Origin of the sequence: Butyrivibrio sp. M55 (assembly GCF_900116865.1) — a bacterium.
Lineage (GTDB): Bacteria > Bacillota > Clostridia > Lachnospirales > Lachnospiraceae > Butyrivibrio.
Map to the genome: position 1 here is coordinate 1 of NZ_FPCD01000015.1, position 16,197 is coordinate 16,197.

The 16,197-nt window shown below is 36.3% G+C and carries 17 protein-coding genes; all 17 read right to left on the reverse strand.

Annotation, left to right across the window (positions count from 1 at the left end; all coding sequences use genetic code 11):
- On the reverse strand, window positions 1-1,031 hold a 1,031-nt coding region (locus BM398_RS13435; RefSeq protein WP_139233826.1), incomplete at its 3' end, for a hypothetical protein.
- Window positions 1,032-1,141: 110 nt separating this feature from the next.
- The gene (locus tag BM398_RS13440) at window positions 1,142-1,792 is read right to left on the reverse strand and encodes a hypothetical protein (RefSeq protein ID WP_139233827.1); all 651 of its coding nucleotides are present in this window, start codon (window positions 1,790-1,792) and stop codon (window positions 1,142-1,144) included.
- Window positions 1,793-2,362: 570 nt separating this feature from the next.
- Window positions 2,363-3,802, reverse strand: coding sequence for an IS110 family RNA-guided transposase (locus BM398_RS13445; RefSeq protein ID WP_092338226.1), 1,440 nt, complete (start codon window positions 3,800-3,802; stop codon window positions 2,363-2,365).
- 93 nt (window positions 3,803-3,895) lie between these two features.
- Window positions 3,896-4,363 (reverse strand): hypothetical protein, encoded by a 468-nt coding sequence (locus tag BM398_RS13450; RefSeq protein WP_092338228.1) that lies wholly within the window; start codon window positions 4,361-4,363, stop codon window positions 3,896-3,898.
- Window positions 4,364-4,383: 20 nt separating this feature from the next.
- Window positions 4,384-4,647 carry a hypothetical protein gene (locus BM398_RS13455; RefSeq protein ID WP_092338230.1) on the reverse strand — a complete coding sequence of 88 codons (264 nt, stop codon included), beginning with the start codon at window positions 4,645-4,647 and terminating at the stop codon, window positions 4,384-4,386.
- Window positions 4,648-4,795: 148 nt separating this feature from the next.
- Window positions 4,796-5,848, reverse strand: a complete 1,053-nt coding sequence (locus BM398_RS13460) for a DUF1351 domain-containing protein (RefSeq protein ID WP_175531953.1) — start codon at window positions 5,846-5,848, stop codon at window positions 4,796-4,798.
- Between the two features lie 13 nt (window positions 5,849-5,861).
- Complete coding sequence (locus BM398_RS13465; protein WP_092338235.1) at window positions 5,862-7,295, reverse strand: toprim domain-containing protein; 1,434 nt, start codon at window positions 7,293-7,295, stop codon at window positions 5,862-5,864.
- A 231-nt stretch (window positions 7,296-7,526) separates the two neighbouring features.
- Complete coding sequence (locus BM398_RS13470) at window positions 7,527-9,407, reverse strand: ATP-dependent helicase (protein ID WP_092338237.1); 1,881 nt, start codon at window positions 9,405-9,407, stop codon at window positions 7,527-7,529.
- A gap of 116 nt (window positions 9,408-9,523) precedes the next feature.
- Complete coding sequence (locus tag BM398_RS13475; protein ID WP_092338239.1) at window positions 9,524-9,709, reverse strand: hypothetical protein; 186 nt, start codon at window positions 9,707-9,709, stop codon at window positions 9,524-9,526.
- Window positions 9,710-9,973: 264 nt separating this feature from the next.
- A complete protein-coding gene (locus BM398_RS13480) occupies window positions 9,974-11,194 on the reverse strand; it encodes a replication initiation protein (RefSeq protein WP_092338241.1) in 1,221 nt (406 codons plus the stop codon).
- 939 nt (window positions 11,195-12,133) lie between these two features.
- Entirely contained in the window at window positions 12,134-12,307 is a 174-nt protein-coding gene (locus BM398_RS17200; RefSeq protein ID WP_175531954.1) for a hypothetical protein, read from the reverse strand.
- Complete coding sequence (locus tag BM398_RS13485) at window positions 12,285-12,524, reverse strand: hypothetical protein (RefSeq protein WP_092338244.1); 240 nt, start codon at window positions 12,522-12,524, stop codon at window positions 12,285-12,287. Before BM398_RS13485 ends, BM398_RS17200 begins: the two co-directional genes overlap by 23 nt.
- Window positions 12,525-12,538: 14 nt before the next feature.
- Window positions 12,539-13,168, reverse strand: coding sequence for a CvpA family protein (locus BM398_RS13490; protein ID WP_092338246.1), 630 nt, complete (start codon window positions 13,166-13,168; stop codon window positions 12,539-12,541).
- A 4-nt stretch (window positions 13,169-13,172) separates the two neighbouring features.
- On the reverse strand, window positions 13,173-14,648 hold the full coding sequence (locus BM398_RS13495; RefSeq protein WP_092338248.1) for a hypothetical protein: 1,476 nt from the start codon (window positions 14,646-14,648) through the stop codon (window positions 13,173-13,175).
- Window positions 14,608-15,141: a helix-turn-helix domain-containing protein gene (locus tag BM398_RS13500; RefSeq protein WP_092338251.1), complete on the reverse strand. Its 534-nt coding sequence runs from the start codon at window positions 15,139-15,141 to the stop codon at window positions 14,608-14,610. The genes BM398_RS13495 and BM398_RS13500 overlap by 41 nt, the downstream gene beginning before the upstream one ends.
- The gene (locus tag BM398_RS13505; RefSeq protein ID WP_092338253.1) at window positions 15,142-15,357 is read right to left on the reverse strand and encodes a hypothetical protein; all 216 of its coding nucleotides are present in this window, start codon (window positions 15,355-15,357) and stop codon (window positions 15,142-15,144) included.
- Between the two features lie 12 nt (window positions 15,358-15,369).
- The gene (locus tag BM398_RS13510) at window positions 15,370-16,071 is read right to left on the reverse strand and encodes a hypothetical protein (protein WP_092338255.1); all 702 of its coding nucleotides are present in this window, start codon (window positions 16,069-16,071) and stop codon (window positions 15,370-15,372) included.
- Between the last annotated feature and the right edge of the window lie 126 nt (window positions 16,072-16,197).

Below are 16,197 nucleotides of genomic sequence, written 5' to 3' on the forward strand. Positions count from 1 at the left end.
GTTAATGAATCCCAATCACTTCGTATATTTTTAATGTTATATGACGGTTGACCACTTCCAATATACGGACTCCCGCCTCTATATTTGGCACCATTATCTATAACAATATCATTGCTGTAATATCCTGCCGGTATCGTAAGAGACTGATTCATACCCAGCTTTAAAACGGACGAAGCAAGATTTGGATTTGCATTACCAATATTTTGATCGATTGTCTGTTTGTTTGGCATCTGTGAAACTCTTCCCGTTGGATTATATTTAACCCCGGTAATCAGTTTAGTTGCATCAGTATAATAGCCTGTATATGGAACTGTAACCGATAGGTAATTAGCGCCATTCTTAGGTAGATAGCCAGTATTGGAATTTTTGTTTGTTACATCTTCAGAGTGATTTGCCATGCTGCCTTTTGTACGAATCCCTACTGATGAAGTAAAGTATTTTCCATCAAGGACGTTTGCTACTCCCGCATCCCCAAGCTTTGATAGCGCATAATTGAGTTTTGTCGTATCTGCGCCAAGTGCATTGCCTGATGCGGTGTAATATCCTGTAGATGGAACTTCAAGTGAAAGGCAATCTGTACCACCAATATTTGATAGCGTTGCATCTGAGGTTACTAAAAGTTCTTTATTTCCTGCATAGTTTTCCATTGCACCTGCAATGTCTACACCAGATTGCGATGAAAATGTAATATCCTTATCCCCAGTGTTCTTTAAGACCATCCAAGGCTCAGTATTTCCTACGGCACCTATCTTTTCCCATTCACTATCCGCGCTTGATTTAGCCCAATAGTAGCCGCTTTCATATTTAAAATAGATATTATTAAGCTGACCTTCTAATGCATCTAATGCTTGTGCATTATCTTCGATATCGTCTGTATCAATAGTAACTGAGCCATCGTTCGTGTTTATAGTAATTATTCCATTTGAATTAGTTAGTCTTAACTCTTCAGCATGTATTCCTGTACAAAAAGAAAGAGCTAAGCTGCATATTGCAATTATTGTTTTATTTATAATTCCTCTTTGAATTTTCATATCATTTTCCTCATAAGTTTTCTGATTATTGTTATATTAAAAAAATATCTGTTTCTTTCTGGAATGAGGATTCCTGTTTCGTTTTCTTATAAATGAGCATTTGATATATCTTAATAAAATGTCACACCTCCTTGGCACCATGCATGCCAGCTAGGCGAATTTGCATCCAATGTAATCTTAATTACATCGTTTTTATAAAAGCTAAGAGTACGCCCTGTTATATTCAATCTTCCCTCTTTGCTTCCGGAATATGAAACGCTCGTTCCTCTCGTCATATTATGTACTGTCAATGTACCTGTTACGCCACCTGTTTGATGATCCCTCCAGCCACCTGATGCAATATAATCTAAAGATACCGTTCCGTCATACCCCATAGGTGGAGAAATCATATAAGAATTGCTATAACAATCACAAGCTCTTCCAATCCACGCCAATGTATCTAATGTATAAGAACCTCTTCCAAATCCTGTATTTTGCCCTCTTCCTTCAGCGATGCCCGCACGCTTTCCCGCTTCATAACCAGCATTATAAGCGTTTGCTGTGCTTACAGTTCCGCCAGAATAGAACCCATTAATAGCAATTGTTGCGATACCTGACGGATTCCAATTAAGAACTCCATTATTTTTGATGCTACCTTTTGTACGGATACCTGCTGATGAAGTAAAATACTTTCCATCAAGAACATTTTCAGCTTCTGCATCTCCGAGCTCTGCAAGAGCATAATTGATTCTAGTAGTATCCGCGTCAAGCGCATTATCCAATGCGGTATAATAACCTGTAAATGGCACTTCTAACGACAGATATTTTTTCCCTTCCTATTATGTCAAGCCCTCAATATAGATTTTTACAGGCTTTGACGATTTTAAATTCCTCAAAACAGGAGCCAAAGGTGATGAATTGCCATAGTATCATGTACTGAATAGATGATTTAAGGTAGCACTAATAAAGCATCCTCTTTTTTTGCTCTATGAAGGCCATTTATCCTTTAATCAACTATGATGGTTAACCTTCCGTGTCTAAAGGGATCATGTCCCAACTTCCTTCGTCCAACCAATTCATACACCAAGTGCCAGCAAAGCTCCAATACAGGGTCTATGCCCTAAGGAAAAAACTGCGCCAGCTACAGCTCTTGTTTGTTTTTGGTACTTGTTAGCTGACCCACATATGATCCAGATGGTACCGATGAGCGGTGGACGCAATCCATCTATACATAAGTTGGCAGTTGTAATGTAGAAGACCTGCTCCTACTGTTTTCGGGTTACCATCCGGAACCCTGCCCAGCTGTCGAATATCATTCCACAGTTCGGCAGGATTCCGGAAACATGTCTATCTTATGCAGCTACTATTTCAGATTCTTCAAATCTCTTGATATCATCAAGCATCTTCTGTGGGTCATATGTGACACCTTTCTTCAGGATTGCAAATATAATCCTCAGAAGCTTGCACGCTATGACTATCAGCGACTGCATCTTCTTAAGCGGATTCTTATTCCTCGTAGTATAGTACTCATGTAGCAACTGGAATTCCTCCGCATGAGCAACTACCGATTTTGCCCCTTGAAACAGCCAGGTTCGCAATTCTTTGCGTCCTCTATGGCTTATCTTTGTTTCGCCATTATGCTTACCCGAACTACAGGCAACAAGGTTTAGACCACTTAATTTCTGTATTTCTTTAGCATCATCAAATCTATCAATATCTCCCATTGAAGATATGATTCCTGCAACTATGTTTTGACCAAGACCAGTTATATCAAGGATTTTCTCAGCATGTGGTATTTCCATGCATTTTTCTTTTATGTCTGCTTCGATTGTAGAAATCTTTTCATCCAAGGAAATCATTTCCTCGACATAACATTTGACTGCATATCTATCAGCCTCTATGCCTTCTTTTCTGCCCACACTGGCACTGGCATACCTAAATATTTCCGATGCCCTGCTATAACCGCGTCCTCTGAGCTTAGCATTGTGCCATATTTCTCTGATTCCATCCTCTCCAAGTTTGACAATATCCTCCGGAAATGGTGCAACCTTGAGCATTTCCAATGCAAAACTGCCATCCGTCTTTCCGAATGCGTCCTTATATTCAGGAAAGTGTATTTTCATCAGTCTATGCAATCTGTTAATGCAACGGATCCTATTTTCGTTTTGCTGGCTCCTTAGAAGCGAAAGGCTACGCAGATCAGCGTATACACCCTCTGGAAGATATGGCATCCCGTAGTTTCCGTTCATAACAAGGTTTGCTATAACCTTTGGATCTTTTCTGTCATCCTTAAGCTGGCTGTTGTCCTCAACCTCCTTCGTCTGCTTTACTGCATATGGATTTACCTGTACAACACTTATTCCATTGCTTATGAGCCATGTGGCTATACAGAACCAGTAATGACCTGTAGGCTCAAGTCCTAAGACTATCTGCTTCTTGTCATTTACTGCAGCAAGCTCTACAATCCATGCCTTAGCGTTTTCGAAGCCTTCTTCGTTATTAGTAAAGGAAAATGGCTTTTTGCTAAGTTCTCTGCCTCTTATATCTATAGCTCTCAGATAGTGGGTTTCACTGCCTATATCGCATCCAACTATAAGCATGTCCTCTGATATAAATGAGAGCTTGGCATTCTTGTCAAACTTTCCTGATGTCTCCAGATCATGCCAGGTCTTCGCCTGCATTGTATTCAAGAGCTCATCAATCCTTGACTGTCTTTCCTCAGCTGATAACGTGTTTATCACTGAGAATCCCTTTTCTTCTTGATTTTTCTGTCTTGTTGTTTTAGCATTCATGTAAGATACCTCTTGTAGTTTTGGATTTTACCAACGGTCAGGTCAGTAACAATCCAACTTTACTTGAGGTATTCTTTTTAGGTCAATCCCTGTTTAAATCATACAGGAAGCTCCAATATTTGAAACTTTTGCATGTGAAGTTACTAAAAGATTCTTGTTTCCGGCATAATTTTCCATTGTGCCTGCAATATCTACACCTGATTCTGATGAGAATGTGATATTCTTTGCGCCGGCACTTTTTAGAACCATCCAAGGTTCAGCGCTACCAACAGCTCCTATCTTTTCCCATGATCCGTCTTCTCCGACCTTTGCCCAGTAATAACCATCCTCATGCTTAAAAGACAAACCACCAAGTTGACTATCTAACCCAGCAAGAGCTTGAGCATTATCTTCGATATCGTCTGTATCAATGGAGACTGAACCCTCATTAGTGTTCAAATTGATAACTCCTTTTGAATTTATAAGTCTTGCATCTTTAGCAGATATGGCTGTTGATAAAGTCATAATCATTGCGCCTACTATAGCTATTGTTCTTTTCACCAAATTTCTATGTATTTTCATATTATTTTCCTCATAAGCTATCAGTTTGTTGCTATATCACAAAGAAAAACATCTATCTGCTTCTTGTTTGGATGCAGATTTATAAAATCCGTGATTATTTTAGTATCTGCTCCTGTTATCTTTTTGTAATCTATAAACCCAATCTTTGTTAAGGCTGCAACCCGCAGGTAAAAATTACATACATCAAGATCATTGGCTTCTTTCATAATAGTCACCCAAAATGGATCATTCTGAAGCTGCCTGTAAATAAAATAGAGTAGATTAGTTTCTCCTGTTTTCTTCATGTTCCTCCCTTCTCTTTCGGTTTATTAGTTACTACTAGAAGCATGTATTTTTGCAATTATCATTCACCCTAAATATACTATTGGCGTAGTTAGATGTCAATATTTGCTCAACAAAAAAGACCTCCGAAGAGGTCTTAATTGTATTGTTTTAGTATATTTTCTTCATATTCGTTGTTGTCTTTGCAAACTCAGCGAGTTCTCTCTGCTCCGATACATCTTCATCGAAAATTGTAAGGTCAAACTGAATGTTGTTATCTATATAGACACCAACAATCGCACCTCCAATGACATGAATCGCAAGCTTTGTCTTTGAACTGATATTTGCAATAGGATCAACAAGATCCGGCGTTGCATTTGAAGCTTTTATTTCCATTGCCTTTTCAGCACGGCTAAATTCCCTCTTCGCCTTAAGCTCTGCTGCTTCCTGTGCTTCTTTTGCTTTTCTCTCAGCTTCTTCTGCACGTCTCTTTGCTTCTGCAATCTCAGCTTCAGCTTTTCTTTTTGCCTCTGCTTCAAGTCTCTCTTTTTCTCTGCGAAGTATCTCCTCATCACGCTTCTTTAAGGCTTCAACCTTTTCAAGAGCAGCTGCAAGATCAAGATTCTGAAGAAATACTTCCATGGCTTCATCACGATAGTTCTTGTAGATATCACTCGAAAGGGCTTTAACTCCGCTCTCATACCTAGTAAGACCATCATCGATGCCTTCTTTATATGCTTTCTGAGTTGCATTGACATTTTCCCATCTAGGATCATAGATTATAGTGAAAATCACATTCTTTACATTAGGATCAATGCCTGATGCTATAAAGGACTTATCATAGTAATCAGTGATCTGAGCCTTTTTCTCGGCTCTTTCTGCTTCCTCGAACTCCTTTATTTTCTTATCAAGGATATTTGTCGCCTCCCCGATAGTGTTTACAGCTTCTTTGATGCCTGCCTCAAACTTAGAAAATGGCGTCATGTACGCTGACTTAACTTCGGAAAGTTTTTCTTTTACCTCTTTGGCTGCCTTATTAAGTTTTGCCCTGTCACTTTTCATATCAGTGTTTCTCTGCTTTGCTGACGATGCAGAATATACCATTGTCTCATACATCTGCTTGATAGCAAGCGCCTGTTCCTTTATCTCATCAATGTTAAAAACGATATTTCCAGGATATACTGTACCGCTAAGTGCGATATCTGTATTAACTATATTTTCCATGTCATTATCCTCCTTATGCTTCAATGCCTCTTTCTTTATGTGCATAGAAATCATCAACCCCCTTGTAAACAAGTTTCCAAAAGCAAGGCTTTAAGGTTACATTGTTTTCGATGCAAAGATTTTTGAACCGGTAATAGACTTCCATATTTTCTCTTGCTTCTTTAGAAGACTCAAAAGCAAATAAAAAATCTGTCCTACCAATCCCAGCGGCTCTTTTAATGATTCTGTTTGTCAATATCTCATCTATTGATACCTTATTGTACTCCGCATCCTTTAATGCTTTCTGATATGTTTCAGGAATTACTACAAAGTTCTTGTGGCTATCAAGCTTTCCATGGCTTCCATCAAAGTAAGTGATGGTCGTTGACCACTCTTTTACAGTGACTATAAAACCTTTTTCTATTAAAAACATCCCAAGTTTCTGTAAAGCTATAAGGACTTCTATATTCTTTACTCTGTCCATGTCATAAGCTATACATATTTCTTTTATCCCAATTTTTTTTATATATGGGATTTCTTTTTCTAGAGCTCCAAGGCAGTTAACCCCGGGTGTACAGATAACAAGATTTCCAGATATGCAATGATATAAATCTCCTTTTATCACACCTTCTGTTATGTAGGCTTTTCCATCTTTTGGCGCATCGAGCACCATAAGGCCGTTTTTAGCCTTATGTCTTTTGCCAGCATAATGTATTACTTGTTTCGCAGAAGTGCCTTTCTTTTTACCATTAGAAGAAATAGGATAGTATTTGCACTCTTTTTCTCCATCTTTGTCGATCTGACGCTCTTCTTCGTTCTTACGAACATTAATCATCTGACATCTCCCAAAGATATCAAGATACTTAACTCCAATACCGCCTTTCCATATATTAAGCCACCAATTACCCTTATTGCTTATATACGTTCCGGGAATACCTTCGAAACTTTCCGATGAAAGATTCATCTCCTTTAAGGCTGTTCCTATCTCTTCTACATCATTAGGAGCTGGCACGGTCTTGTACCCAAGAGCTTTTATCTCTTCTTTTGTGAATCCTCTCTTTAGCAGATCATCTGCGTTCTTCTTTGATAAAGAAAACTGTTTAAGAAGCTTTGTATAGAATAGATTCCTCTTATCTACGCTAGCCATCTTAACTTCATTATCTTCATCTGAAGAAATAACGGCTTTTACGGCCGATAGCTTATCACCCATTTGAAGCCTTTCCATGATCTGCTTATATGCTTCCTTATTGTCGGAAAGCCCCATCTGATCACGGTAGAAAGTAAGGATGTTGCCTTTGTGCTCATCGTTCTTATTACAACGATACACATTCTTTGAAAGATTAAAGTTTAAGGTCTTTTTCTTACCCATGCAGTAAGGACATGGAATATAGATATTGCCCTTGCCTGATGGAACATGATAACCCATCAAAGTAAGAACATCTCTTGTTTCAAATGGGAATCCGCCCATCTTAAGTCCTCCTTATGTTTTATAATTATCTATATAAACGCAAAAAAGCAGCCGCCAAGGGATGATTGGCAACTGCTTAATTTTTACGTTGTTTTCTTTTTACGATATTATCATTATATACGCTATTTGCGTATTAAGTCAAGATTGTAATTACTCAGGATAATAGTATTTTTAAATCATAAGAAGTCCTTTCTATGTCATTTTGTAGCCTGCATAGTGGTAGTTCACCACTCATATTCCAAGTCCCTTCTCTTCATCAAGCTGTAAATCTTTTTTCCCTGCGAAAAGTTCATCTACTTCAATACCCATTTCCTCAAAGTATCTTGATGGAACGCTCTCTTTCTGTCTCGATGAAAGATATGAAAGATATAAAATGTCCTTTGCTCTTGTTATGGCAACATAGAACATTCTTCTTTCCTCTTCCAATTCTTCTGCGGTAGCAGCTTTAATGTATGGTATGACCTTTTCGTTTATGTTGACTACAAAGACGAATTTCCACTCAAGTCCCTTAGAACCATGAAACGTTGAAAGGCATACACCACCTTTCTTTTTCTTAGATGCTTCCTTAAGCCTTACCTCATAAATCTCAATATAGTTAAACCACTCTTCCATTGTTTTAAATTCAGAGGCTTCGGCAATAAGCTCATCCAGTACTTCATAGTATTCATTAACATCCTTGTTAAGGTATTCTGCCGTCTTTTTAAGCCCTAAGCGGTATTCCATAGGCCCCATGAGGTAGTTTAAGAATTCCTTTGGATTTTTCTTATCCTTTAAAGCCCTGATATCCCAACAAAGATCCTTGAGTTTTTCTCTTGCAAATGGCTTTATATTAGCACTATCGGCAGCCTTTAACAGTTTTGCTTCATCGAAGTTTATATTAAGAAATGCATCTACCGGAAGATATCTTGAAGGCTTGTTTAATATTCTCTGAAGATCTCCTCTTCTTTCATATCCACTTGCTATTTGATAATATGCCCTTATATCATCACATATCGGATCCTGATGTATGGACGCTACTCTTTCTTTCATATAGAAAGGTATGTCTTCCTTAATGAGGATTGTTGTAAGAGGAAGTGATAAATTATTAGTTCTAAAGAGAATTGCAAAATCACTATATTCAAGTTCATTTTTGTAAACCGCATTCTTTATCTCTCCTGCAATCCTTTTAGCTTGAACAAAGCCGGATTCGAATTCTAGGACATGTAATGTTCCTTCTTCTTTTCTGAACGCCTTGAATTCCTTAGGAAATCTTGTTCTGTTGTTCTGAATAAGATTATCCGCTATCGTTATGATTGACTTACAGCTCCTATAGTTGGTATCAAGGTTGATCCTTACGCATTTAGGATAGGTCTTTGCAAAATCAAGCATTATCTTTGACTCTGCGGCTCTGAATCCGTAAATACTCTGGTCATCATCCCCGACTATAAATATGTTTCCGTCAGGTCCTGCTATCGTGTAGCAGATATCTGCCTGAATCTTGTTTACATCCTGGAACTCATCTACAGTAATATATTTATACTTCTTTTGGAGCTTTGAAAGAAAAGTCTTATCGGAGATAAGTTTATCCCTGAAAACTATGAGCATATCGTCAAAATCAATCTTATGAAGCTTTTCTTTATATTCCTCATATCTTTTAAATATATCAAGGAATGTCTGCCTATCTAATTTTTCTGTCCTAAAGGCTTTGGCTGATAATTCCTTGTTCTTTATAAAAGAAATTCCCTCCATAGCCTCCTTTACCATATCCTCGACCTGCGCAGGAGCCGCACTTCCTTTTAAATGATCGAATATGTATATCCACTTTTCAGACTCTTTTATGATATCGTCCTGTGTATAGCCATACTCAGTGCAAAGCTGCCTATAACAAAATGCATGGATTGTTGAAAATGGCATCTTAATACCACCTGATAGCTTTTCAAATCTCTTTGCCATCTCATCTGCCGCTGCTTTAGTAAACGTGATATTTATCATGGAGTTAGGATCTATGCCTCTATTTACCATGTTAAGCGCACGTTGCATGATTGTTGTCGTCTTTCCCGATCCGGGACAGGCAACAACTAAGACCTGACCGTCTATGGCATTTGCCGCTCTTTCTTGTTCTTGTGAAAGCATACTATTTCTCCTTTCTCCATTTTTATAACAACAATATTACACCATTAGCGTATTTTATGCAAACTTTTAATTAAAAATAAGGCCTCATTCTTTCGAAATCAGCCTTATCATTTACTTTAAATATAATTTTGTACTGTGGAAGTCTTCATAGAACCTCCATCCTTGAAAAGAAATTCTGCGGGACGTCCGACAATAATGATTGCCTCCTCGAATTCCTTAAATTCGTTGATAGCACCACCTACTACCTTTTTTTCTGTAAGGTCAACGTAATACCTATTGTTTGCTGTTTTAAATCCAATCATCTTCTTTTCCTCCAATAAAAAAGAAACAGACCAAAATATAGTGGCGATACAAAACTCAACAGAGTATTATTCGTGACGAATCGTTGCATCCTATGGTTTGTTCCTTGGGTTAATCTGATATCTATTTAATCGCCTGGTAAGGCGTAATTTTTATTTTATATAACAAAAAAAGAGCCACAACAAAATGTCATGACTCTTTTGATTTTACGGATGAATGTTTTACTTTATCCTAATTATACTATTAGTATTCTGAAATTTCAAATACTAATTATCAAGAAGTTTTCTTTCAAGTTCTTTAAAATTGTAGTGGTTCTGCTCAAAACTATTAAAACTATTAAAGCTATTAACCTTAGTTACCGGTTCTGAGTAATCATCTCTAATGGCCTTGATAAGATAAGCTACAATATCTTCAATCTTATTCTTCTTTTTCTTCATAAGATCATACTGTTTCTTGATCTTTTCGATATCATAATCAGCTTCTTCTGCTATAGCCTTAAGGTCCTTTATTTTTATCTTCTCATCAATATACTCATTTATCTCGTCGATGATGTTCTCTTTCATTTCCTCTGTTATCTCAGGAGTGATATCTATGATGTCTTTCTTTTCTTTTCCCTTATGCCTGATAAAGAAGCGGATTCCAACTACTTTTCCACCTCTTCCAGCCTTTATCTCTTCATACTCAAAGGAAAGGCTTGTCTTTTCAGCAAGCTCATCTTTCGCCCTGTTAAGAGCATATGTTTTAAGATTAGATACTTTGGAATATTTACGACCATCTTTTTGTCCTTTTGCAAGTTCTTCAACCAGATTATAATCCGGATTTTCGCTCTGAATTGCCTTCAAAATTTCCTTATCAATTGATGGATCTATAATACCAAGTCTTAGTTTAAGATCTGTAAGATTTATCTCAAGAACGTATGCTTTTTCATTGTTAAGATTTCTTCCGTTCTTATGTGCCACATAGCTTTGCTTATCATACTCAGCCTTAAGTATTTCATAAAGCCTGAATGAGTATATGCTCTTAAGTCCCATTGTCTCTGAAAGAGCATATGTCGTATAGTTCGATTTAAGGCGGTAGATGTCATCATTTACTTTTGTATTGTATCTGATGTTTAAAATGCCGTTTTCGAAGGTGCAGTCAGTAATAACGTTAATAGCTTCAACCCTCTCTGTGGCATCATCTGCATATACAAGTCTGTAATCAAGAAGTGATGGTTTACCTTTAACAGACTGGACTACTTCTTTTATCTGGTCATAAAAAGAACCGTTCTTAGCTCCAAATATCATACGAAGATCTGTTCCGTAAAGAGTAGAACTTATAATTCCGGTTTTTTCATCTTTCTCTGCCTGCTGTATACCTACCGCAAAGAGTTTCTGTGAAAGTAGAGAACCTTTGCCCTTTGCGTTTACAAGCGCATTGGACTTTGAATAAAACTTTCCTTCAAGTATCGAAAAGTCCGGTTGGTTTCCCCTGGTTTTTTTTGCCATCACATCCTCCTTATTCCATGCCTTAATTATATTTTTCCAAAAGCTTTAAGTCAATCCATTTCTTGCGAAACTTATTCCAATTTTAAATATTGTTATTCCAATTTTCTAGCCAAAATGAATTACAAGGCATATATGAACATAATTCCAATTTTCTATACAAGTTTATTCCAATTTTCTAGCTAAAATATATATAATACGGGTTTAAATTATACGTAAAATGCGCTTATAATCGGCTTTTATACTGATGTTTCCGGACATCATAATAACATTCCAATTTTCTAGCCAATAAACATTCCGATTTTCTAGCTAAAAGATTTATACATTCCATTTTTCTAGACTATTTTGAAAACATTTATGAAAAAATAGGACTACACTAAACAAAATATTGTGTTTTGATTTTATTTTGGACACATTTTTTTATTAAATACTAATTAACTTTCTTATATTCCATTTTTCTAGCCATAAATCTTTTCTTATTCCAATTTTCTAGCCAAGTTAAAGCGGAAGGATGTTTAAAATGCGCTAAAATAGTGGCTTTTGAGACAATCAAGACCACCATTTTTTTGTAATATTCCATTTCTCTAGCTAAAACGCCCATTTTTCTAGGCTAAATAGTCCTTTTTTCTTCCCTCTTCTTCCATTTATCAAGGCAATTTATTCCAATTTTCTAGCTAATAAACATTCCAGTTTTCTTCCTATCTTATTCCAATTTTCTGTAAGACTAAATCCAGTTCTCTAGGTAACTTATTCCAATTTTCTAGCTAAAACATGGCTTATAAGCCGCATATTTACTGTCTTTTTGGTTGTCTTAATAAAAAGAAAGAATTTTGTTGTTAACAAATAAAAGAAAACTACAACCGGCGCCGCTCCTTAGATATGGATTATCTATATTATGGTCTGTTCAAGTTTCTTCTGTCTTGAGATATCAAATATATTTTTTCAATTTTGTATTGTTCCATCTATTCTTAGTGTTGCCATTATCTCTTCATGTGTCATGAATTCATAAATCTGACCGCTATAGTATTGCTGTAAAAAAGCCTCTTTTTCTCTTATGCTTACATTGTTAATGTCTGCTTCGTTGATTGCATCTTCAATAATCCTTCTGAACATCATTAGACTCTCCGTTATTCTTTGTTTTTGATTTAATTTTTGAAAGGCATATGCTGTAGCTTTGGTCATAACCAAACTTTTTGCTTACGGTTCTTATCGCCTTTTTTGCAGCATTCATCAGCATTGGCACTTCAACAAACACTGTAGGTATGCCATGGGAATTAAATTCTGCATCATATCCTGCATTAGATAATTCTTTTATAAATTCTTCTTTACTCATAAATTACTTGCCCCTTATAGGAATGGATTGATCATATAAATATATGAATACAGATTGCTTGTTAAAAGCTTTTCATTAAGTTCTGCTACAGGCGGAACAAAAGCTGAAATATATGTAATAAGTATCATAAGAAACCACATCTTTATAATTGAGATAATAGATCCTGCGATAATCCCCAGTATTCTGTCCGGTACTGATATGATAAAGTTCTTTCCAAGTACTTCTATCAGAATTTTTACAGCTATCCCTGCAAGCGTATAGATAAGGATGAAAGCAACTACATTTCTTGCCATGTCGTTCTTATCATGCTTTAGGTTGTCTTTAATTTCATCTGTAAGATCAATTTCTATGTCAAAGATAGTTTTTGCAGAGTCGTTTTCCTTGTGTTTGGGAAAAATCTGACTTTCTCTTGTGTAATTCTTTATTATTTCATTTGTGATATATTTTGCTGATTCATAAGCAGGTTGAGAGATCTTTTCTGTAAAATCTCCAAGGACAAGATTTCCTGTGCCTGCCACTGATAAAGCAAGTATAAAAGCTATTACAGGACTTGCTATTGAAAGGATACCTCTTCTTGCTCCTTCAATAGCAGCCTCTACAAAAAGTATTATGATGAATAGACATACAGTCGTTGATGTTTCCATAGATCTACTCCGTTACCGTTATGATGGTATCTTCGTCGCAACATTGATCTCCGATTTCAGTCGTAACATTATCAATTTCTGTATCTGTATAGTGGTATACCTTTACTACATAACTTCCACCATTTATATAAGGCACATTACTGTAAAGCATTTTGTTTTTGGTGTTATGCTTAAGCTCCTGAGTAGTACCATCAGGGAGAACCAAAAGGGCATAAATCTCTGGTACTTTGTCTGTTGTATTAGCAGATGTCTTATACTTAACAATAAACTGAGTATTTTCTTGTGCTTCATCAAAGCTGAAATTATATGTTTCTTGCGTTATTTCTTGCTGATTTGCACTTGAAACAATATTTGCCTTAGTAATAGCTATGTCTTTAGGTTGTATATAGATATTCCACTTACCTGCCATAGCCTCTAAAAGGCTGACGGTTATAAGTGACTTTGAGTAATCTATGTCTAAGTCATATTCTGTGCCATCAGGACTTACAGCTCTACCGGTAATTGCTTCAATATCATTTATTGAGAGAGCGTCGTAATAGAGATTTATGGTCACGTTAGCCATCCTTACATCAAATTCCACGGAGTATTTCTGCGAATAGGCATCTTCTAAGGAATATTCATCTGAGTAATATGGTTCGTTCATGCTTATATCAAGTTCATTGGTTCCTTTTTTGTCAGCAATGTATTTAAACATTCCTGCTCCTTCAATGTAGTAATAGCCGCTCTTGGCATCCTCGGGAAGTGAAATAGAGAAATATCCGTTTGATGTATTTTCGGCTTCACATATCTCATAGTACTCATACTCCTGCAATGCAAACATATCCGCTTTTAGCTGTGATGATGTAAGCTTTGTTCCCGAGTAATATTTAAGTGTATAAATGCCATTATCTTCCAGGCAGTTAAATATTCCGGTGTCGTTGATCATACTTTCCGATACGGGTTGATTGTTTACGCTTACAAGTTGAAGTGATGATGAGTAAGTCTTTTTTTTCAGTGTTTTATATGCATTACTGCCTTCTGCAAGATTTTGTTCCGTGCTCAAATCAAGGGTTCCTGTAGTGTCATTTTTCTTTATCCCAAACATCCCAAGGGTATATCCGATTGTTTCATAACGGACAACCTCTACTTTCTTAAAAGTAGTGCTTTTTGTTGTAAGTGCGATTATCTCGCCTTTATAAAGCGTAGGTATTGTTTCGAAATCAAGGCCAAGGAATACTGCTTTTTTATTTCTCCCTGACTCTGTGCTTGTAGTATTGTATGTCTGGGCCTTATATACCTGAACAAATTTGGTGCCGTTCTTTATATAAAAGATATCATCTTTAAGTTCATCTTTTGTTAGTTGTACTTGAACATATTTATTCTTTTTTCTTTCAATGATATTTGTACATCCGGTTAAAAGAGGCATTATAAGAACAATGACAAGGAAAAGCAAAAAAATTTTATGTAGTTGAGATATATTTCTTTTCTTTTTTGGCAACATATGTTCCTTTCAAAATTCTTTGGATTGTATTTGGGCTGCAACTGTATTTCAGAGCAAGTTCTCTTATTGACATGCCATGTTTATCCCATTGTGATATAGCTTTATGTTCAAAGTTGTATTGACTTCTAATCTCTTTACAGGTGGCTTCGTCAAATAAGCTCCCACCTTCGGCTTTGCTGTCATATAGATATTTATTGCTTTTTTCTACCTTGATGAGATCGTCAATATCGTATTCAGATTGTAAAGAGCCATTCTTATTTACAATAGAAAACATTCTTGTAAGGCCATCTCCTGTAAAAAGGGTATACATGAGCCTTTCTACACATACTTTTTTATTGATATTACCGCCGTCGGGAGTTTTTGAAATCAGATTGACGTAGTGGCTTCCCTTAATCATTTTTTGTACAAGCTCGCGGTTATTCTTTGTATTGACAATCTTACCGTTTCTGAAAACTCTATAGTTGCCATGGTCGATATAATCCGGATACTGCATTTATTTTCTTCCTTTCGAATTGTGATCATTTCTTCTTCGTGCAAATAGCTCTTCCTTTAAGGTGTAGAGCTCCTGCTTTGTTCGGGCGCAGATGTACATTTCTATTACATAATCTGCGAAGATGATAAGTAAGATAATTCCAAGAATGAGCGCTATAACTCTTGGATTTGTTGAAGTGTTTTCAATTACAAGCTTTTCGCCTTGCTCAAGTAACATCTTTGTTTCTCCTTAAATTTCTATTAGCTGCCCCATGAACACTCTGTATTCAAGTTCAAGATTGAGAGTTTTTTTGATCTCATTAAGTTTTGACGGATTATCTCCGACAAACTCTCTGATATATTCATCAGTGATTACGTTAAGGTTTTCTGTTAATTGACAGCTTCTGATCTCTAAAATGAGCTTTAAGATATCATCATAGCTCATTGCCCTTATATATTCCTTGGATTCCTTGTCTGTAGGGTAAAATGCTGCTTCAAGGTATTCTTTTAAGACTGAACTGATAAGGGCTTGATTTAAGTTTTTTTGGGTTGCTTGATTAAGCATCCCTTCAAGAATCTGAAATGCACTAGAAAGCTTATTTTTGTTGCACATATTTTTTCTTATTTCTACATAGGCGTTAAATAGGATTCCCGATGAGATTTCTTTTAAAGCATTGCGGACTTCTTGTTTTAAGATAGCTGTTTCTTTATTGATAAAAACAATGTCGTTATCTCTAAGAACAGTCATTATAGGTTCTTTTCCGGGGGAGATTCTGATATCGTAATCAGACGGGTTATTGACTAAATCGTCAAGGATGTCGGAATAAATATTAACAATGATGTACTCTTTTGGGGAATATTCTCCAATTACAAGAAGCGAGACTTCTCTGCCGTTTTCGTATTTGACTTCTTCCGCTGTTGCCCAGTCTTTTATTACTTTGTATAATTTCACGCAATAACACCTCCAACATCTTAAATACACCAATTGTGTCTACCAACATATTACACCTCTAGACATATTTAAGCAATAATAAAATATACCATAAGTGTAATGAGTGTAATTTTTGGTTTCACTAAG